The organism is Pseudomonas sp. WS 5059, assembly GCF_012985525.1.
Taxonomy (GTDB): Bacteria; Pseudomonadota; Gammaproteobacteria; order Pseudomonadales; family Pseudomonadaceae; genus Aquipseudomonas.
The window spans coordinates 1046656-1065846 of sequence record NZ_JAAQWO010000001.1 but is presented as its reverse complement, the minus strand read 5'-3'; the positions used below and the strand labels follow the sequence as shown (position 1 = coordinate 1065846).

At 64.2% G+C, this 19191-nt stretch carries 16 protein-coding genes; 8 read left to right on the top strand and 8 right to left on the bottom strand.

Annotation, left to right across the window (positions count from 1 at the left end):
* The first annotated feature begins 32 nt into the window (after window positions 1-32).
* From pdxH to ubiT, 6 genes are all read left to right on the top strand, one after another.
* Window positions 33-680, top strand: coding sequence for a pyridoxamine 5'-phosphate oxidase (pdxH, locus tag HBO12_RS04555; protein ID WP_170041579.1), 648 nt, complete (start codon window positions 33-35; stop codon window positions 678-680).
* A gap of 92 nt (window positions 681-772) precedes the next feature.
* Window positions 773-1327: a molybdenum cofactor biosynthesis protein B gene (moaB, locus tag HBO12_RS04550; protein WP_170041578.1), complete on the top strand. Its 555-nt coding sequence runs from the start codon at window positions 773-775 to the stop codon at window positions 1325-1327.
* Entirely contained in the window at window positions 1324-2559 is a 1236-nt protein-coding gene (locus HBO12_RS04545; protein ID WP_170041577.1) for a molybdopterin molybdotransferase MoeA, read from the top strand. The genes moaB and HBO12_RS04545 overlap by 4 nt, the downstream gene beginning before the upstream one ends.
* 155 nt (window positions 2560-2714) lie before the next feature.
* A complete protein-coding gene (gene ubiU / locus HBO12_RS04540) occupies window positions 2715-3710 on the top strand; it encodes a ubiquinone anaerobic biosynthesis protein UbiU (RefSeq protein WP_076960737.1) in 996 nt (331 codons plus the stop codon).
* Between the two features lie 10 nt (window positions 3711-3720).
* Window positions 3721-4611: a U32 family peptidase gene (locus tag HBO12_RS04535; RefSeq protein ID WP_169955281.1), complete on the top strand. Its 891-nt coding sequence runs from the start codon at window positions 3721-3723 to the stop codon at window positions 4609-4611.
* The gene (ubiT, locus tag HBO12_RS04530) at window positions 4605-5072 is read left to right on the top strand and encodes a ubiquinone anaerobic biosynthesis accessory factor UbiT (RefSeq protein WP_169955280.1); all 468 of its coding nucleotides are present in this window, start codon (window positions 4605-4607) and stop codon (window positions 5070-5072) included. The genes HBO12_RS04535 and ubiT overlap by 7 nt, the downstream gene beginning before the upstream one ends.
* Window positions 5073-5219: 147 nt before the next feature.
* Here the strand turns inward: ubiT and ampC are convergent, their stop codons facing one another.
* Window positions 5220-6362, bottom strand: a complete 1143-nt coding sequence (gene ampC, locus HBO12_RS04525) for a class C beta-lactamase (protein ID WP_170041576.1) — start codon at window positions 6360-6362, stop codon at window positions 5220-5222.
* Window positions 6363-6494: 132 nt separating this feature from the next.
* Here ampC and HBO12_RS04520 point away from each other — a divergent pair, with 132 nt between their 5' ends.
* Window positions 6495-7373 carry a LysR family transcriptional regulator gene (locus tag HBO12_RS04520; RefSeq protein ID WP_170041575.1) on the top strand — a complete coding sequence of 293 codons (879 nt, stop codon included), beginning with the start codon at window positions 6495-6497 and terminating at the stop codon, window positions 7371-7373.
* A 314-nt stretch (window positions 7374-7687) separates the two neighbouring features.
* Here HBO12_RS04520 and cysC read toward each other — a convergent pair whose 3' ends face one another.
* From cysC to HBO12_RS04500, 4 genes are read right to left on the bottom strand one after another with little or no spacing between them, the layout of a single operon-like run.
* Window positions 7688-8308: an adenylyl-sulfate kinase gene (gene cysC / locus HBO12_RS04515; protein ID WP_170041574.1), complete on the bottom strand. Its 621-nt coding sequence runs from the start codon at window positions 8306-8308 to the stop codon at window positions 7688-7690.
* A gap of 31 nt (window positions 8309-8339) precedes the next feature.
* Entirely contained in the window at window positions 8340-9347 is a 1008-nt protein-coding gene (locus HBO12_RS04510; protein WP_169955276.1) for an NAD(P)-dependent alcohol dehydrogenase, read from the bottom strand.
* 4 nt (window positions 9348-9351) lie between these two features.
* Window positions 9352-13455, bottom strand: a complete 4104-nt coding sequence (locus HBO12_RS04505) for an SDR family oxidoreductase (RefSeq protein ID WP_170041573.1) — start codon at window positions 13453-13455, stop codon at window positions 9352-9354.
* A 37-nt stretch (window positions 13456-13492) separates the two neighbouring features.
* A complete protein-coding gene (locus tag HBO12_RS04500; protein ID WP_169955274.1) occupies window positions 13493-14428 on the bottom strand; it encodes a DMT family transporter in 936 nt (311 codons plus the stop codon).
* Between the two features lie 91 nt (window positions 14429-14519).
* Between HBO12_RS04500 and HBO12_RS04495 the strand changes: the two genes are divergently transcribed.
* Window positions 14520-15425, top strand: a complete 906-nt coding sequence (locus tag HBO12_RS04495; protein ID WP_170041572.1) for a LysR substrate-binding domain-containing protein — start codon at window positions 14520-14522, stop codon at window positions 15423-15425.
* 91 nt (window positions 15426-15516) lie between these two features.
* Here HBO12_RS04495 and HBO12_RS04490 read toward each other — a convergent pair whose 3' ends face one another.
* Genes HBO12_RS04490 through HBO12_RS04480 form a run of 3 tightly spaced genes read right to left on the bottom strand, consistent with a single transcriptional unit; the run spans window position 15517 to window position 19169 of the window.
* Entirely contained in the window at window positions 15517-16659 is a 1143-nt protein-coding gene (locus tag HBO12_RS04490; RefSeq protein ID WP_170041571.1) for an aromatic ring-hydroxylating oxygenase subunit alpha, read from the bottom strand.
* Window positions 16660-16698: 39 nt separating this feature from the next.
* Window positions 16699-17802 carry a mandelate racemase/muconate lactonizing enzyme family protein gene (locus HBO12_RS04485; RefSeq protein ID WP_170041570.1) on the bottom strand — a complete coding sequence of 368 codons (1104 nt, stop codon included), beginning with the start codon at window positions 17800-17802 and terminating at the stop codon, window positions 16699-16701.
* Window positions 17799-19169, bottom strand: a complete 1371-nt coding sequence (locus HBO12_RS04480; RefSeq protein ID WP_170041569.1) for an NAD(P)-dependent oxidoreductase — start codon at window positions 19167-19169, stop codon at window positions 17799-17801. Before HBO12_RS04480 ends, HBO12_RS04485 begins: the two co-directional genes overlap by 4 nt.
* Between the last annotated feature and the right edge of the window lie 22 nt (window positions 19170-19191).

Here is a 19191-nt window from a genome sequence, read left to right as displayed (position 1 = left end):
AGACTGTGGCGAATTGACCGGAGGTTCGCCCCATGCCCCTTTCCCTGGCGCAGATGCGCCGCAACTACACCCTGTACGGTTTGCGGGATGACCTGGTACAGGACGATCCCCTCGTGTTGTTCGGCCAGTGGCTGGAGCAGGCGCGCAAGACCGAAGTGGCGCCGGTGGAGGCCAACAGCATGGCCCTGGCCACGGTCGATGCCCAGGGCCGTGCCCATTGCCGGATCCTCTTGCTCAAGGGCTTTGGTGCCGAGGGCTTTACCTTTTTCGGCCACTACCAGAGCGCCAAGGGCCAGGAACTGGCGAGCAACCCCAGCGCGGCCATGACCTTTTTCTGGCCCGGCCTGGAGCGCCAGGTACGCATCGAAGGCACGGTCGCACGCCTGGCGCCACAGCTGTCCGACGAGTATTTCCAATCGCGCCCGCTGGCCAGCCAGATCGGCGCCTGGGCGTCGCCGCAAAGCCAGCCCCTGGCCCACCGCGCCGAGCTGGAAGGGCACCTGCGTGATGTCACCCAACGCTTTGCCGGGCAACCACCGCCGCGCCCGGCAGAGTGGGGCGGCTATTGCCTGCAACCCGAGCGCGTGGAGTTCTGGCAAGGCCGCCCCGACCGCCTGCACGACCGCCTCGACTATCGCCGGCACGACGGCACCTGGCAGCGCAGTCGCCTGGCCCCCTGAATCCGCCTAGAGGTACCTCCTCGGAGGAATAGGCCCGCCGGCCTTTGCGGTGCAGGCTGGGGCCATTGCTCATTTATCCCGGGATTTTCACCATGGCACATCTGACTCAACGCAATTTTGTCTCACTGAACATCGCCGTATTGACCATCAGCGATACCCGCAACTTTGACAACGACACCTCCGGGCAAACCCTGTGCGACCGCGTGCAAGGGGCCGGGCATGCGCTGATCGACCGGGCCCTGGTGGTGGACGACATCTACCAGATCCGCGCGCGGATTTCGCAATGGATTGCCGACCCCCAGGTGCAAGTGATCCTCACCACCGGCGGCACCGGCTTTACCGCGCGCGATAACACCCCGCAAGCGGTGCTGCCATTGCTGGACAAGCATGTCGAAGGCTTTGGCGAGCTGTTTCGCCAGGTGTCCCTGCAAGAGATCGGCATGTCGACCCTGCAATCGCGTGCCCTGGCCGGCATGAGCAATGGCGTGCTGGTGTGCTGCATGCCCGGCTCGCCCGGGGCCTGCCGCACGGGCTGGGACAAGATCCTCTTGGGGCAGCTGGACAGCCGCACCGGGCCGTGCAACTTCGCCCAGCACCTCAAAGCCCAAGCCGCGCAAGCGCTGGAACCCTGCGAGGCGCGGTCATGAGCACCTCGGTGTGTGAAAGCGGCGAACTGATCCCGGTGGACGAGGCCATCGAGCGCCTGCTGGCGCAGGCACCCCCTCCACCGTCCACCCAGCAGGTGAAAACCGCCCAGGCCCTGGGCCGGGTGCTGGCCAGCGATATCTTTTCCCCGGTCAACCTGCCGGCCTGGGACAACAGTGCCATGGACGGCTACGCGCTGTGCGCCGCCGACTTGCCGGCCGAGGGCGGCTACCTGCGCCTGGCCGGGCGCATCGCCGCTGGCGAGGGCGCAGCCACAGCGTTGAGCAGTGGGCAGACCATGCGCATTTTTACCGGCGCACCCTTGCCGGCCGGGGCTGACACCGTGGTGCCCCAGGAGCGTTGCCGGGTCTACGGCCAACGCATCTGGTGCCCGCCGATGCGCACGGGCGAGCATGTGCGCAAGCAGGGTGAAGAAGTGACCCAGGGCGCCTTGCTGCTGCCGGCCGGCAAGCGCCTGCGCGCCCAGGAGCTGGGCCTGCTGGCGGCGGCCGGGCTGGCCCAGGTCAAGGTCTATCGGCCGTTGCGGGTGTGCCTGTTGAGCAGCGGTGATGAACTGCGCGAGCCGGGCGATCACCTGGCGCCGGGGCAAATCTACAACAGCAATCGCCATTGCCTGGCCGCGCTGCTGCAAGGCTGGGGCGTGGAGGTACATGACTATGGGGTGATGGCCGACGAACTGGCCGTCAGCCGCGATGCGTTGACCCTGGCGTCCTCGGAATGCGACTTGCTGCTGACGTCTGGCGGGGTGTCGGTGGGCGAGGAAGATCACCTCAAGCAGGCGATCAAGGAGCTGGGGCGCGTTGATTTCTGGCGCCTGGCAATCCAGCCGGGCAAACCCCTGGCCTTTGGCGATGTGGCCGGCAAACCGTGGATCGGCTTGCCCGGCAACCCTTCGGCGGCGCTGATTACCGCGTTGGTGGTGGTGCGCCCGTTCCTGTTGCGCGCCCAGGGTGTGACTGACGTCACCCCGGTGCCGATGCTGCTGCCCGCCGACTTTACCTGGGCCCAGCGCAACCGCCGCCGCCAATACCTGCGCGCACGCCTGACCCCGGGCATCGACGGCCAGGCGCGGGTCACGCTGCACCCCCGGCAAAGCTCGGCGATGCTCAGCGCAGCGTGCTGGGCCGATGGCCTGGCGATTGTGGATCGTGAGCAGTTGGTGGAGAAGGGCGGGCTGGTGCGGTTCGTGTCTTTTGCCGAGCTGATGCAATAACCAGGGAGGGTGGTGAGCAATGTGGGAGCGGGCTTGCCCGCGATGGCGGCCTACCAGTCGACATTTACGGTGATTGACACACCGCTATCGCGGGCAAGCCCGCTCCCACAAGGGATATGCGGTGTTGATGATGAATTTTCTGATGAGGATCAACCATGCAACTGGTCTGCCCGGCAGGCAATCTGCCTGCGCTTAAAGCCGCCGTGCGCCAAGGTGCCGATGCGGTGTATGTGGGTTTTCGCGATGACACCAACGCCCGGCATTTTGCCGGGCTGAACATGGACGACAAGCAGTTCGACGGCGCCGTCGCCCACATCCGCCAGCACCAGCGCAAGCTGTATGTGGCGGTCAACACCTACCCGCAGCCCAAGGGCTGGGAGCGCTGGCAACGGGCGGTGGACCGTGCTGCCGACCATGGCGTGGATGCCCTGATTGCCGGCGATCCGGGGGTGCTGCAGTACGCCAGCAGCCGCCATCCGCAGATGGCCTTGCACCTCTCGGTACAGGGGTCGGCGACCCATGCGGCGGCGTTGCAGTTCTACGCCGAGCGCTATGGCATCCGCCGCGCGGTGTTGCCCCGGGTGCTGTCGCTGGCCCAGGTCAAACACGTAGCCGCCAGCAGTTCGGTGCCCATCGAAGTCTTCGGTTTCGGCAGCCTGTGCATCATGGCCGAGGGCCGTTGCCACCTGTCTTCGTATATCACCGGTGAGTCACCGAACCTGTGCGGCGTGTGCTCGCCGGCCAAGGCGGTGCGCTGGAGCGAAGATGCCGATGGCCTGAGCGCGCGCCTGAGCGAAGTGCTGATCGACCGCTACACACCGGACGAACCGGCGGGCTACCCGACCCTGTGCAAGGGCCGTTTCATGGTCGATGGCAAGCGCTTCCATGCCCTCGAAGAACCCACCAGCCTCGACACCCTGGACTTGATCCCCGAGTTGATCGCCATGGGCGTCGAAGCGGTAAAAATCGAAGGCCGCCAGCGCAGCCCGGCGTATGTCGAGCAAGTCACCGGGGTCTGGCGTGCGGCACTGGACGCGCACCGCAGCGCGCCGCAACGCTTTGTGGTCAAGGACCAGTGGCGCAGCGTGCTGGCCGGTCTATCCGAAGGCAGCCAGACCACCCTGGGCGCCTACCATCGTTCGTGGCAATGAGGAACCGCACATGAAACTCAGCCTGGGACCGGTGCTGTTTTATTGGGATAAGCAACAACTGGGGCAGTTCTACAGCGAGATGGCCAGCCTGCCGCTGGATGTGATCTACCTGGGGGAAACCGTGTGCTCCAAGCGCCGCGCGTTCAACCTCGACCAGTGGTTGGGCCTGGGCCGCGAATTGCAGTCGGCGGGCCATGCGCAAATCGTGCTGTCGAGCCTGACCCTGATCGAGGCCGCCTCGGAGCTGTCGAGCCTGCGTCGCCTGTGTGACAACGGCGAGGTGTTGGTCGAGGCCAATGACATGGGCGCCGTGCAGCTGCTCGCCGAGCGCAAGCTGCCCTTTGTCGGTGGGCCGGCGTTGAATCTGTATAACGGCCATGCCCTGGTGCAACTGCTGGATGCCGGGATGATGCGCTGGGTGCCGCCGGTGGAGTGTTCGGCGGCGCTGATTGGCGATGTGCTGGAGCAGGTGCGTGAACTGGGCCGGCCGTTGCCGCAAGTCGAAGTCTTCGCCTATGGGCATCTGCCCCTGGCCTATTCGGCGCGCTGCTTTACGGCGCGGGCGGAAAACCGGCCCAAGGATGACTGCCAGTTCTGCTGCCTCAACTACCCCGATGGCATGGCCTTGACCAGCCAGGAAGGGCAGGCGCTGTTTACCTTGAATGGTATCCAGACTCTGTCGGCGGAGGTCACCAACCTGCTGGCCGATTACCCGGGGCTGATCAGTTGCGGCGCCGACCTGCTGCGCCTGAGCCCACGGGCGCAAGGTATGGTGGGCATCGTCGAAGCCTTTGACCGGGTCCGCCAGGGCGCCACGCCGCCGGTGTTTGTCGAAGGCTGCAATGGCTACTGGCATGGCCAGGCCGGGATGTTGCGGGTCGAGGAGGTGGGACTGTGCTGAATCGCAAGCAATGGCTGCTCAAGGGCGCCGACCGCTTACTGCCGTTGATGCGCAAGGTGCCGTTCGTGGTGCAGCGCCTGGCCTTGCAACAGGCGCTGAACCGCTGCCTGGCCGAACCTTTGCGCGATGGCGGTTTTGAACTGCTGCGCGGGCGCTGGATGTGCCTGCGCATTCCCGACCTGGGCTTGCGCTGGTACTTGACCCTGGGCCGCGACGGACTGCGCATCGCCGAACAGGCCCAGGCCCAGGTGACCATCAGCGGCAACTGGCGCGAGTTCCTGTTATTGGCCAGCCGCCAGGAGGATCCGGATACCTTGTTCTTCCGCCGGCGGTTGGTGATCGAGGGTGACACGGAGCTGGGTTTGAGCCTGAAGAATCTGATCGACAGCCTCGACCCAGACGTGTTGCCGCCCTGGTTGTGGCGCAACTTGGAGCGGGCCGGCAAGGGCCTGGCGGCCTGAAGATCAAGCCCGCGTAGCTGCGCCCCTGTGGGAGCGGGCTTACTCGCGAAAGCAGTGTGTCAGTCGCCGGATATGTCGACTGAGCCACCGCCATCGCGGGCAAGCCCGCTCCCACATTGGCAAGATGACGGGTTCAGAAAAGCTGGGCTATTGCTCCATGGCCCGCAGGATCGCGTGGGCGGCTTTCACCCGTTCGGCATTGGGGTAGTTCTTGTTCGCCAGGATCACCACGCCGATGCCTCTGCTCGGTACATAAGCGATATAGGCGCCAAAACCGCCGGTCGAGCCGGTCTTGTTCACCAGGGTATTGGCGCGCAACGGCTGTGCCGGGGTCAGCCAGTGGACCGGATGCGGCTCCATGGCCATGGGTGTGGAATTGCCGTCGACCAAGGCGTCAACACTCAGCGGGTAGGCGTACATCTCCCAACCAAGGCCCTGGGTGGTAGTGCCCACGGTGTAGTAACCGGTATGCGTGGTAGCGATGGCCTGTTGCAGCGGCTGCTCCAGTGACGTCGGGTCCATGTTCAGCGCCATGTAGCGGGCCAGGTCTGCCGGGCTGGTCTTCACCCCATAGGCTTCGCTGTCCAACGCTCCGGGGCTGACGCGCACCGGCTTGCCGGCCTTGTCGTAGCCCTGGGCATACAAGCCCATCTGGGGCTTGGGCACCTTGAGATAGGTGTGCTTGAGGCCGAGCTTGGGCAGCAGGATCTGTTCCATCGCCACGTCGAACGGTTGCTGCAGGCTCTGCGCCGCCAGATAGCCGAACAGGCCCAGGCTGGGGTTGGAGTACTGGCGGTGGGTGCCGGGGGCGAAAGTGGCTTTCCAGTGCTGGAAGTAGCCGATCATCTGCTGCGCATTGTCCGCCTCGCCGGGGAACTGCAACGGCAGCCCGCCTGCGGTGTAGGTGCCCAGGTCAAGTACGCTGATGTGCTCGAACTGGCTGGCGCGCAAGGCTGGCAAGTAGTCGCTGGCCGGGGCGGAGAGCTTCAACTTACCGGTGGCCTGGGCATAGCCGGCCAGGGTCGCGGTGAAGGTCTTGCTGACCGAGCCGATCTCGAACAGGGTGTTTTCGCTGACGGGCTGCTGGCTGTCCTGCGCGGCGACACCGTAGTTAAAGTATCGGGCCTTGCCGTCCTGCACGATGGCGACAGCCAGGCCTGGGATTGCCTGCTGCTGCATCAGCGGCTTGACGGTGGCGTCCACCACCTGGCGCAGGTCGGTGGCGGCCAGGCAGTTGCCGGCGCCGAGCAAGAGGCTGAGAATCGTGACGTTGCGCACGTGTTGGTACATGATGAGGTCGCTTCCTTGAGGATTGTCGGGGGAATCACGGCCTGCGCAGGCGCCGCCAAGATAGGCAGTTTGCCGGTCCCGGACAACCGATGATATCTCGCACCAGTCATTAGAAAAATTTGGGTTAAGACCATGTTGCGTTCCCATTTACCCCTTAACGCACTGCGCGCGTTCGAAGCCTCTGCCAGGCATTTGAGCTTTACCCGGGCGGCCATCGAGTTGTGCGTGACCCAGGCGGCGGTCAGTCATCAGGTCAAGAGCCTGGAGGCCCAACTCAACGTCACCCTGTTCAAGCGCCTGCCCCGTGGCCTGATGCTCACCCGCGAAGGGGAGACGCTGTTGCCGGTATTGCGCGAGTCCTTCGATCGCATCGCCCAGACCCTGGGCCAGTTCCAGGCCGGGCATTACCGCGAGGTGCTGACGGTGGGCGCGGTGGGCACGTTTGCGGTGGGCTGGTTGCTGCCGCGCCTGGCGGATTTCCAGGCGCGCTACCCGTTTATCGACCTGCGTTTGTCGACCCACAACAACCGCGTGGATGTGGCGGCTGAAGGCCTGGATTATGCGATCCGCTTCGGCGCCGGCGCGTGGCATGGCACCCACGCCTGTGAGTTGCTGGCGGCGCCGCTGACCGTACTGTGCGTACCGGCGATTGCCCGCCAATTGCAAGGCCCGGGCGATGTGTTGAAGCACACGCTGTTGCGCTCTTACCGGGCGGATGAATGGAGCCTGTGGTTCCAGGCCGCGGGCTTGCCCGCCGACACCCTGGTGCCGCGCAGCATCGTGTTCGACTCGTCCCTGGCGATGATGGAAGCGGCCTTGCAGGGCAATGGCGTGGCCCTGGCGCCGGCACTGATGTTCTCCCGCCAACTGGCCCAGGACGTGATCCGCCAGCCGTTCGACGTGGGCATCACCACGGGTAGCTACTGGCTGACGCGCCTGCAATCACGCGCCGAAACCCCGGCGATGCAGGCGTTCAAGCAATGGTTGTTGGAGCAGGTGACGGGCCTGTAGGTACCTGGCGTGCCGGACGCCATCGCTGGCAAGCCAGCTCCTGCACTGGGGGGGGCGTTCGTCGATTCAAGCCGGCCCTTGGACCGGACTGAGACAAGTCCTAGGGGTTGCCCCGACCCTTCTAACTCCTATTGCGCCCCCCATCAACTGACCTCTACTTGCGGTGCGTAAAGTGTCATGGTGGTGGTTTTCTTTCGCGAGTTACGCCAGTTGGCGCGGTTCATCGTGACCATGGCCACGGCGACCATAAGACCGGTCTCAAACACCAGGCGAGGGTTAATACGCCTCAGTTGGCAGGGGTGGCCATTGGTGGGTCAAGTCCACAGCCGTTGGCGCAGGACAAACGTCTCGATGGTGTGGGCGGCGTGTTCGATCGAGGTGTTGGCGCTGTCAATCACGATGTCGGGGGCTACCGGGCGCTCGTAAGGTGAGTCAATGCCGGTGAAGTGCTTGATCAGGCCTTTGCGGGCCTTGGCATAAAGGCCCTTGGGGTCGCGCTGTTCGAGGACCGGCAGCGCCGCGTCGATGAAGATTTCAATAAAGTCGCCAGGGGCGAACAGCGCCCTGGCCATGCGTCTTTCCTGTTCGAAGGGCGAGATCAGGCACACCAGGGTGATGACCCCGGCATCCACCATCAACCTGCCGACCTCGGCGGTGCGTCGGATGTTTTCCTTGCGGTCGCTGTCGGCAAAGCCCAGGTCGGCGGTCAAGCCCTGGCGCAGGCGGTCGCCGTCGAGCAGGCAGGTGTGCAGCTGTTTCGCGTGCAGGCTGGCCTGCACGCAATTGGCAATACAGGACTTGCCGGCGCCCGACATCCCGGTGAACCACAACAGCAATGAGCGATGCCCTTTAAGGTTGCATTGGGCCTGGCGCTCGACATCGAACGGGTGGGGCACCAGGTCCGGGGTTTCCCGGGGGCGAGCGAAGGGAGGCATCAGGGGCATCTCCTGGGGGCGCGCACGCCAGTCAAAACTCGATCACCGCGCGGTAGCGCACGGTGTTGTTGCGTAGGGCGTCGAGGGCCTGGTTGATCTGCGCCGTGGGAAAAATATCCACCAGGGGCCACACATGATGTTCGCTGGCAAATTCCAGCATCTTGAGCATGTCGTGGCGCCCGCCGACGTTGGCGGTGCTGACGGTCAGGGTCTTGTAGGTCATGGCCGCAATATCCAGCGTGACCGGGCCGGGCATCCCGGCAAAGCACAGGGTGCCGTGGGGGCGCAGCAGGGCGATGGCGCGCTCCCAGTCCTGGTCGTTGGAGGCGGTGACCAGCAGGAAGTCCAGGGTGTTTTCCTGGGCCTGCAAGGTGGCCGGGTCCAGGCCGTGGAAATGACGGGCCCCCAACTGCAAGGCCTGGGTTTTTTTGCTGGTGGAACTCGACAGTGCGGTGACGGTGCAGCCGAACTTGGCCGCAAACTGGATGGCCAGGTGGCCGAGCCCACCGATGCCCAGCACCCCCACGCGCATGCCCGGGCGGGTGCCGCGCAGCAGCGCGGTGAACACGGTCTGCCCGGCGCAGAACAACGGCGCAGCCACATGGGAGGGCAGGTTGTCGGGGATCGGGAACACGAACCGGCTGTCGCAGGTCATGAAGTCGGCAAACCCGCCTTTTTGCCCATCGGCGCAGGTCGCCACCACCGCCGCACAGTGTTGCTCCTCGCCCTTGAGGCACCATTCGCACGCCAGGCAGGCGCCCTTGTACCAGCCCACGCCAACGCGCTGGCCGGCAGCCAGGTGGGTGACCGCCGAGCCGCAACGCACCACCCGCCCCACGACCTCGTGGCCGCACACTTGAGGGTATTGGGAGGCTTCGCCCCAATGGCCTTCAATCAGGTGCAGGTCACTGGTGCAGGCGCCGCAATGGGTCACTTGGATTTCCACGTCGTTGGCCCCCGGGTCCGGGCGCGGGTAGGTGAAAGGTTCCAGTGGCGAGCCCGGGCCATAGGCGGCCCAGCCGTGGGTGGTGCGTGTCATGGGGTCACTCCTGTGTAAGGGTTAAGGCCGCGAGATAGTGCTGGGTCCATTCGGCGTCGATTGCCGGGCACTTGAGGTGATCGAGCAGCAGCGGCGGTGGCGGGTGGAAGTGGCTGAAGTCGTCGATGATCATTGCCAGGATCAGCAGCGTGCGTTGCAGCACGGCCTGGCCCGGGGCCTGCGCCTTGAGTCGGGCTTGCCATTGCGCCAGGGGTAGGGGCGCGAACTGCGCGTGGCCCAGCAGCGTTTGCATCCAGGCGCATAGCTGCGTCCAGGGCAGGTTCGGTGCGGGGTTGTACAGGTGCTGGAGCGGCGGCAAACCCAGGGCCTGGCCGTGGAGGGCGGTGTGGGTGAACACCTGTGCGACATAATCCACGGGGGTCAGGTTCAGCGACCAATGGGCTTCGTCAGGCCAGGCCTTGAGCGCCAGGCAGCTGCGAATCAGCAGCCCCACATAGTCTTCCTGGTTGATCGATGAACCACTGCCCGGGTTGGCGGGGGCGCTGATGTCACCGCAGCGCAGGATGTTCAGGCACAGCCCACGGCTTTGGCAAAAACCCAGCGCGAGTTGTTCGGCCACCAGCTTGGCGCGGTTATAGCCGGTGGAGGGGACCGGCTCTGGCAGGGTCGAGGCGAACACCACGGCCGCACCGCTGGCGGCGGCCAGGCCCAATACCTCGACTACGCCACCGACGTTGGTCTGGGCCAGGCGTTCATAACTTTTTAGCCAGTTGACGTCGGCGGCGCAGTGAATGATGCAGTCCACCTCCTGGCACAGGCTTTGATAGGCCGCGCTCGACATGCCCAACCGTGGTTGCGCCAGGTCCCCGGCCAGGCCCACGACTCGTGCGCTGCCAGGTGTCAGGCCCAGTTCGGCGATGCGCCGCTGGGCCTGGGCCGGATCATCGGCGCGCACCAGGCACAACACCGTCTGCACCCCGGCGCTGTGTTGCAGCTCGGCAACCACCCTGCGCCCCAGATACCCGGTGGCGCCGGTGACCAGCAGCGTGCGTCGGGCCAGGCGGGGTGGCACCTGGGGCAGGTTCGCCACGGCCGTGTTCAAGTGCGCCAGATAACGCTCGGCGTGTGCCGTGACCGAAAAGGCCACTTCCAAAAGCGGCGCGCCTTGCAGCCGATGGGCCAACTGCCGGCTGATCCCGGCCAATGTCGAGTCACGGGTGATGTCGGCAATCGTCAGGTCGGTGTCGAACGCGCGGTTGATGCGATTGATCAAGTCCAGCAGCAACAGGCTTCCGCCAATCTCGATAAAGTCGCTGTCCGGCCCCAGGGTGACGCCTTGCAGGTTCATGCAGCGCGCCCATAACCGGGCCAGGCGGGTTTGCAGCGGCGTCAACGGCGGTTGCTCGTCGGCCAGCGGTGTCAGTGGCTGTTGCAGCAGGGCCTGGGCGCCCAGGCGCTTCTGGCTGGCACCTGCCGGAATCGAGGCGGCCAAAAAATACCCCAGCGGCACGCTGAAGGCAGGCAGGTGCTGGCCCGCCCACTGGCGCAGGGCGCCGGCAGTGGGGGGCTTGCCGGAGTCCACGGCGCAGATAAACGCTACCAGCTGCAAGTCCGGGCCTTCGCCACGGGTGGTGACCAGGGCGCTGCGCACCTCGGGATGGGCCATCAACACGCGCTCGACGTCGGCGCTGAAGATCTTGAAGCCGCGCACCTTGAGGTGGGTGGTCGCGCGCCCGATCAGGTAGACCTCGCCGGCCTCGTCCAGGCGGACCCTGTCGCCGGTGCGCAGCAGCCGCGGGGCCAGCGCTGGGCACTCCTGGGCCAGTGGGTTGGCCACGAATGCGCTGCGGTTGGCCGCATCGTCCTCCAGGTAGCCGACGCTGAGCCCCGGGGTCTGCACGTACAGTTCGCCGTGGCCACCCAGTGGGGTGCAATCGAGGGCCGGGTCGAGCACGTAGGCCTGGGTGCCAGGGGTCCATTGCAGATGGCCGTCGGGGGCGACTAACGCGACGTCGCCCGCTTCATTGGAGCCATACAGGTCGATCACCCGGCAATTGGGCAGGCAGCGCACCAGGTTCTGCCGCGTGGACGGCGGCAGTTGTTCGCCGCTTAGCCACAGGCACCGCACGCCGGCAAAGGCCTGTTTGAACGCGGGCTCATCGTGCATCAGGCCTGCGGCCAGGCTGGGGGTGATCATCAATTGGCTAAGCTGGCCATGCTCGACGAATGCCCGCAGGGCCTGGGGGTCGAGCACCATGGCGTCGGGCATCAGGCACACGGTGGCGCCGCTGAAAATAGGGTAATACACATACCCGGCCATCCAGGCGTTGAGGCCCACCCGATCACCCGGGCGGATGTGCTGTTGCCACAACGCCAGGGAGTCCAGGCGGCCGTGCTCGCCGATGGTGACGATCTTCGCCGTGCCGGTGGTGCCGGACGTGAGCAGGCCGTAGGCCAGGTCATTTGCCCCCGGTACCCGGTGGGGCAAGGTGGCGGGCCGGGCGGGCGTGGCGGGCAGTTCATCGAACACCAGGCTGGGGTAGCCGGGCGGCAGGTCATTGAGGCTGCTGCTGTCGCCGATCACCACCACCGGCCGCAGATTGGCCAGGGCCTTGGCAGTGGCCTCCAGCCCATACCAATGGGGGATGTCGAGGTAGGGGCAGCCCAGCAGGCTGCACGCGGTCATGCTGATCAGGCTGCGCAGGTCCTTGTCCAGGCGGATCGCCACCCAGCCGCCGTGGGCACACTGGCTCGACAGGCGCTCGGCCAGCGTCACGGCATGGGCGTGTAGCTGCCGCGCATTTAGCTGCCTGTGGGGCGTCATCGCGACCAGGCTTTCGGGAGCCTGCTCCAGCAGGCGCAAGAAGTGTTGCTGCCACGACAGGCCCGGTGCGATGGCCGCGCTGGCGTAGCGGTTGCTGGCGATTTGGCGTGCGCGGCTGTGCAGGCTTGCGTTGCGCGCAAGGGTGGCCAACTGAGCACTGATTCGCGGCCCCTGTGCAGCGGGGGTGTTTGGCTCGAGGGTAATCAGTGGCAGGCCAAGGGCCCTGGCCGAGGCCGTATCCGGGGCCACCAGGCACAGGAACCGCTGGCGCGCCTGCTCGGGCGAGCAATAGGTCAAGTGCTCGTTGGCCGTCAGCAGCACCAGCGGCCCGTCCTGCAACAGCGCCAGTTCACGCAGGGTTTGGTCGCTCAGGGTGTGGCTGGCGCTGTCCAGCAGCCAAAGGGCATAGTCGTCGGGCAAATGCGCCGCCAGTTGCAGGGCGCGCTGGCGCTGCTCGTCGGTGTGGGCCAGTAACAGCACCTGAAGCCGCGTGGTGGCGGGTTCATGCAGGCACTTGAGGTGATCGGCTGTATCAGCCTGGCGTTGCCAGCTGGCGCACAGCTGGAAAAACCGATAAGTCACCTGCTTGTCCCGGGCCGTCTGTTCGACGATAGGCGGGAAATCCATGGCCGGGTGCGTCACCTGGGCGAACCCGCACGAGCGCTCGGCGTCATCATGCCAGCCCTTGAAAAACTGCCATTGCGCGACCTGTTCCGGCTGCCACGCCAACAGCCTTGGGGAATACTCGATGCCGGCAAAATCGCAGAAGCGCAGCAGGGTGCCCTGGGGGTCTGCCATCAAGTCGGCGTCACTGTCCAGGTACAGCACGTGATCGCTGGGGCAATGCTCCAGCACCAGGCCATGAATGCGTGCCAGTTCATCGAAACCTGACTCGTCGGCATCGAAATAGGTGGTGCCGCCGCCCTGGCTGACGCGATACAGCGACTGCATGACCGCCAGCGGCTGGCGCACCAGGAACACATGCTTGAATGCGGTCAACCAGGCGCCATCGATGGCCTGGAAGTCGAAGAAATAGGCGATCTCCTTGGCACATTGCAGGTGCTGGGGTTCGGCCGGACGTTGGCTCAACAGGGCCAGCGCCTGGCTGTAGCGGGTGATGCCCGCAGGGCCTTGCGCGGCCTGGCGGTTGCGCTCGATCAGCGCATGCTTTGCCGGGAAGTGTCGGGCCAGGAACGGCTCCGACAGTTGTTCATGCAGCACCTTCACGCCCGGGTGTTGCATCACGGCGCGCTCGAAGGCGGTTGAGCGGCTCCTGGAAACGGCCCACACAATCACATTGGGCAGATGAGATGACGTCAGCATAAACAGCTCCTGGGCAGGGCCTGTGCACGTGAGGTATCTACAGCTCGCCAGCGGGTTTTTTCAGCGCAAGGAAACCCGAGAGCAGAATGAGGACCAGGCCGGTGGCGGTTCGGCCGTTGAGCATTTCGTTGAACAGCAGGGCGCCCCAGGCGATGGCGAAAATCAGGTAGGTGTAGTCAAACGCGCCGATGATCGAGGTCTCGCCAATTTGATAGGCCTTGGCGATCCCGATGCTGACCAGCACCATCAACACCGCCAATACGATCATGATCCACCAGTCGGCCTGGCCCATGGCCGACCAGCCGCCGATCAGGAAGCGCCAACCTTCATTGCTCGGGAAATGCGGGCCGGTCTGCATCACCACCAGGCTGCCGAGCACACCGATCACCAGCAGCGCGGCATTCATGGCCAGTGCCAGCAGCATGGGGTCCTCATCGGCACATTTGCCCTTGGTCACCACCACGGCGAGGGCGTACAGGATGGCGGCGAGTACCGGCAGCAGGGCATAGGTATTGAATTCTTCGGTGCTCGGCGCCAGGGTGATCAAGACCCCGACAAAACCCAGGCCGATCGCCAGCCATTTGCGCAGGGTCACGTCTTCCTTCAGTGAAAGGGCCGCGAACAACGCAATGAACAGGGGCGTGGTGTAGATTGCCAGGGCAGCGATGGTCAGGCTGATAAAGGGCAGGGCGCCGTAAAAGGCGATCCACATCAACGACAGCAGCAGGCTTCTTATCACCACCCACAGCGGGGACAGTGGGCGCAACTGCGCGGCGCCGCGCATGTGCACCACTAACGCCAGCAGAATGGCGCAGGCCAGGACGGAGCGGATCACATACAATTGCCACATTGACGTATCGGGACTGGTCGCCTTGATGATGGCGTCTGACACCGACAGCAAAAATACCGAACCCACCACGATAAGAATGCTTTGTCGGTTATCGGTGGCGGTTATCGTAGTGCTTCCAGACATGAGTTTTCCTTGATTGGCCTGCAGTAAGGATTCTGGGTGAGCACTGGTTGTATTTAAAGTGACTTATGGTTACGCAGAAGGACTGAAAATTATGGATAATTTCAAACGCTCACTGCCTCCACTGTCCAGCCTTGTGCCTTTTGAAGCGGCGGCGCGACTTGAGAGCTTTTCCAAAGCCTCAGAAGAGTTGCACCTGACCCAGGCAGCCATCAGCAAACAGGTCCGTGCCCTCGAAGAATTTCTCGGTGTTGCTTTATTTACCCGTAGAAACCGCGCGGTGTTCCTCACGGCGGCGGGGGTCGAATTTCGCGATACCGTGCGCACCGCCTTCCTGGGCATTGCGTCGCAAGCCGAAGACCTGAAAAAAGGCCGGGACAACAGCGAAGTGGTGCTGGTGGCGCAACTGTGCGAAGCCTTTTATTGGCTGACTCCCAATATTCCCGCGTTGCACAACAAGCACCCCGAGATCGAGGTGCGGCTTAACGCATCGACCCAGCCCATTACCGAAACCGCGGAAAAATTTGATATCGCCATCCAGACCTCGGGCCGGGCATCTGGTGACCACACGCGGTTGTTTACCTTGAGCGACGAAATCTACCCGGTGTGCAGCCCCCGTTATCTCGCGTCCTTTGGCAGTACATCGCTGGCCCTGGCAGACCTGGCCAACCTGCCGCTGCTGCACCATGTCGCGGTGCCGCAGGACTGGAGCACCTGGAACGATTGGTTGCTGGAGTACGGCATCAAGCTGGGCGACCCCAAGGGCAAGTTCTTCGACAGTTATCCGGTGATGATGCAGGCTTGCGTCGCGGGCTTCGGTTTTGCCCTGGGGTGGCGCAGGACCACTGAAAGAATGCTGGCCAGCGGTGAGCTGGTGCGGCCCTTTGCGCAATCGACCCACTTGCCGCAAGCCCTGAGCGTCTACAAGTGGCGAGACGCCAACCTGGGCCCGGCAGCCCGGCAGTTGCTGGAATGGTTGAAGTCGTCGTTCGCCGACTGAGGCTAAGCGCTGCCCAGCACATGGGGGGAGCGTTTGTGCCCTGACTGAGCCGGCAAGCCTGCTCAGTCAGGGGCATCGGTCTACACGGGCCTTAGGGATCTTCGGCGAGCAGCAGGCCGAGGGCTGCCAGGGTTTTTTTCTGGATGTCATGCACGGCGTGTTCGCTGTTGGCGCCCAGGCCTGGGTCGACGATAAAGCGCCCCTGCTGGTAGCCATCACTGCTCAAGCCGCGCTGCACGCTGGCGCACAGCGGCACATCTTCTTCACGAATCACCGCCACAAAGTCGATGACTTCCTGTTCTTCGCGCGTGGGGGTGGCCGCCTCGCAGAACCATTCGACCACCTGCACGGTGTGGTCCACCGCGAGCGGGATGTGATGCAGCACATTCATATAGCCTCCTGGGTAAACCTCCAGGCAAAAATTCGGCCATAGGTACCAGGCGCCAAACTGGCGGGACTGGGCTGAGGTCTGCTTCATCGTATATCCCTGGTTCTCACCGCTGTCGTGGCTGACATGGGCGTGGTAATGCTCATGGATCGCCAAGTGGTAGCTCTTCAGGTCCAGGGTGGCCATGGACAGCGTCGGGTGGCACATCGGGCAGTGATAACACTCCGAATAGTTCTCCACCGAAACCTTCCAGTTCGACTGCACGCTGTAGTCCTTGGAGTAGGCATGGACCAAGCGTTCCGGTGCGGGGGCGAACGTGCGGATGGAGTCCTCCAGGCCGGGCAGCAGGGTTTGCATGGAGGCGCAGTGGCTGTCGAAGTTGATAAAGATAAACCCGCAAAATACCTCAAGGCGGATGGGTGCGAGTTGCACCTGCGCGGTGCTGAAGTTCTTGACGTGTTCGGACTTGCGCGCACTGATCAGTTGGCCCTGGGTGTTGTAGGCCCAGGCATGGTAAGGGCAGGTCAGCAGCCCGGGCACATGCCCGCGGCCCTCCACGAGCCGATGTGCACGGTGCTGGCACACATTGTGGAAGGCCTTGAAGGCGCCATCCTGGTCCTTGACCACCAGGGCACTCTGGCGGCCCAGGTCGCGTACGTAATAGTCGCCGACCTGGGCCAGGGCTGACACGTGGCATACGTACTGCCAGGTCTTGCAGAAAATCAGCTGCATTTCCTGCTCGAACAGCCCGCTGTCCACATAGTGTTCGCTGGGCAAGGTGAAGGATGCAAAGGGGTCGGCGGCAAAGCCTCGAGCCAGGTGCGGGGACGATGGGGCGCTGGACATGGAACCTCCATGGATCAACGGGGATAAAGGGGTGGGGGCTCAGCTGTACTGGGCGAGCGCCGATTCGAAACACCGGGGGTCAAGGTCAAGCCCCAGCCCCGGCCTGTCCTGCACATAGGCGCGGCCCTGGCGAATATCGAACCCGCCCGTGGCCAGTTGCACATCGTGGTGGCGGCAACAGTTCCAGCTCGCACGATGAAAACGCGCCGGCGTCGCGGTGGCCAGGTGCATGACGGCGCTGTCGGACACCAGCGTGCCGCCGACGTCCTCGATGTTCATCTGGATCCCGTGATGGAGGCAGAAGTCGCGCAGTTGCCGGGCCTTGGTCAAGCCGCCGACCCGGGCGATTTTCAGCCCGATGACCTGGGTGATGTTATGGCGCTGGGCGTACACCAGGTCGGCCAGGGTCACGATGGACTCATCCAGGATGATCGGGTTGCGGGTCAGCTCGCGCACGGCGCGGCATTGGTCCATGGACTCACAGGGCTGTTCGAAACACACCGTGGGGTCCTGCACGCTGTTCATCACCGCGACGGCATCGGCCACCGTCCAGGCGCGATTGACATCGAAGGTGATCACCTCGCCCTGCAGGCGTTGCTCGATCAGGCTGTTGATCCGCGCGACATCCTCCACGACACCGGTACCCACCTTGCACGAATGGGTACGATAACCCTGCTGGCGGGCGGCTTGCAGGTGCGTCGCCATGTGCTCGGGATCACCTGTGGGGATGCTGCTCTGCAAGGCAATCGAGGCCTGGAATTTGCCTCCCAGCAAGGCATACACCGGCAACTGGCAGTGCTTGCCCAGAATGTCCCAGCAGGCCAGGTCAATGGCCGCTTTTACATAGGGGTGCCCGGGCAGCATGACGTCCATGCGCTCGTTGATCTGCTCCAGGTACAGCGGGTTCTCCCCCAGCAGGTGCGGCGCCAGTTCCGCGATCCCCGCCCGTACGCCTTTGGCATAGGCCGGCAGGTAGGTGGCGCCCCATGGGCAGCTTTCTCCCACCCCCTGCAAGCCGCTGTCGGTGCCGATCACCACCACGGTGGAGTCCAGCGCGGCATAGTGCAGGCGCCCGCCGCTGAGGCTGTATTTTTCCTTGAGCGGCACATCGAACTGATAGACCTTGATCGACGTTATTTTCATGGCGCACATACCCCCTCGGCGAGGGCCAGGCCCGGTATCCGGCGTGGGATGGCCGCATCCAGGATCGATTGTTGGAAGATCCGGTTGATCACGCTCAGTTGCAGCGCGTGGCGTTTTTGCTCGACCACCGCGATGCTGTCGAAACACGGCTCGTAGCTGTCCAGGTGTTCGGCCACCCAGCTGGGGCCGCAGCTCCAGTTGACCACCTGGGTGATCAGCGTCGGTGACAGGCCCATGGCGCTGCCGATCTCAGCCGCTTCGCCAAGGATGACCCGGTTGATGCAAGCGAGAAACTCCACCAGGTGCGCCGCCAGCTTGATCTTCTGATTGTCGGTAAAGGTGATGCCGCAATGGAACGCGTGCGGCAGGGTGGGAGTGATGCGACCGAAGGCATCCTCGGTAAAGGCGCCGCTATGGCGGTAGGCGTGATTGGCTCCGTAGGGCGAGGGCGCCTGGAAGCCCGGCAGGGCAAGGGCAATGCGATTTTCCTGTTCGCTCAAGGCGGCGATCTTGACGTGATTGTCCTGGCTGTCGAACTGTGCGCCTGCCTGTCGATAACGCTCAGCGACGATGCGCCCCAACGGCATCGCCACTCCCAGCTCATCGGCCAGCGCCTCGGTGAGGTTCATGTCCTTGACCGTGATCTCCAGGGTGCAGGAATGGTCATAGCTGGCGTCAAGCATAAAGGGGGTCAACTGGTTGCTGACAAAGCAGTTGCCACGGGAGGTCTTGACGAAATCCCACAGCCAATGCAGCGGGATCTCATGGGCCCTGGCCAATACCAGTAACTCGGCCCACACGGCGGTCGCAGCGTAGAACAGCAGGTTGGTCAGCAGCTTGACGGACTGCCCGGCGCCGATCTCGCCCACGTAAAACGCCTTGCGGCCCATGGTCTCCAACACGTTGCGGCTCAATTGATAACCGCGCTCATCGCCCCCGATGTAAAAGCACACGTTGGCGAAATCCACCCCCATGTGCGACAGGTTGCTGACCGGGGCTTCCAGGCTGTAGATGGATTTTTGCCGGGCCAGCCCGGCGATGTAGCGGGTGTTGTGGTAGTCGGTGGTGGAGGTGTCGATCCACACCGAATGCGCCGCCATCCCGGCCAGCGCGCCGTGCGGCCCGGTCATGTTTTCCAGTACATGATGGGGCAGAGGCAGGCAGGTCACGACCACCTCACAGCCACTGGCGCACAGTGCCGGGGTGGCCTTCCAGCAGGCACCGGCGGCGATCACCGAGCGTGCGTGTGCCGCGTCGATGTCATACACCTGCACGGCGTAGCCGGCGTGCAGCAGGCGCTCCACCAGGGGGCGGCCCATATTTCCGACGCCGATGAAGGCGATTTTGCTTGGCGTTGCGCTGTCCATATCGCTTCTCCTGTGGGGCTGC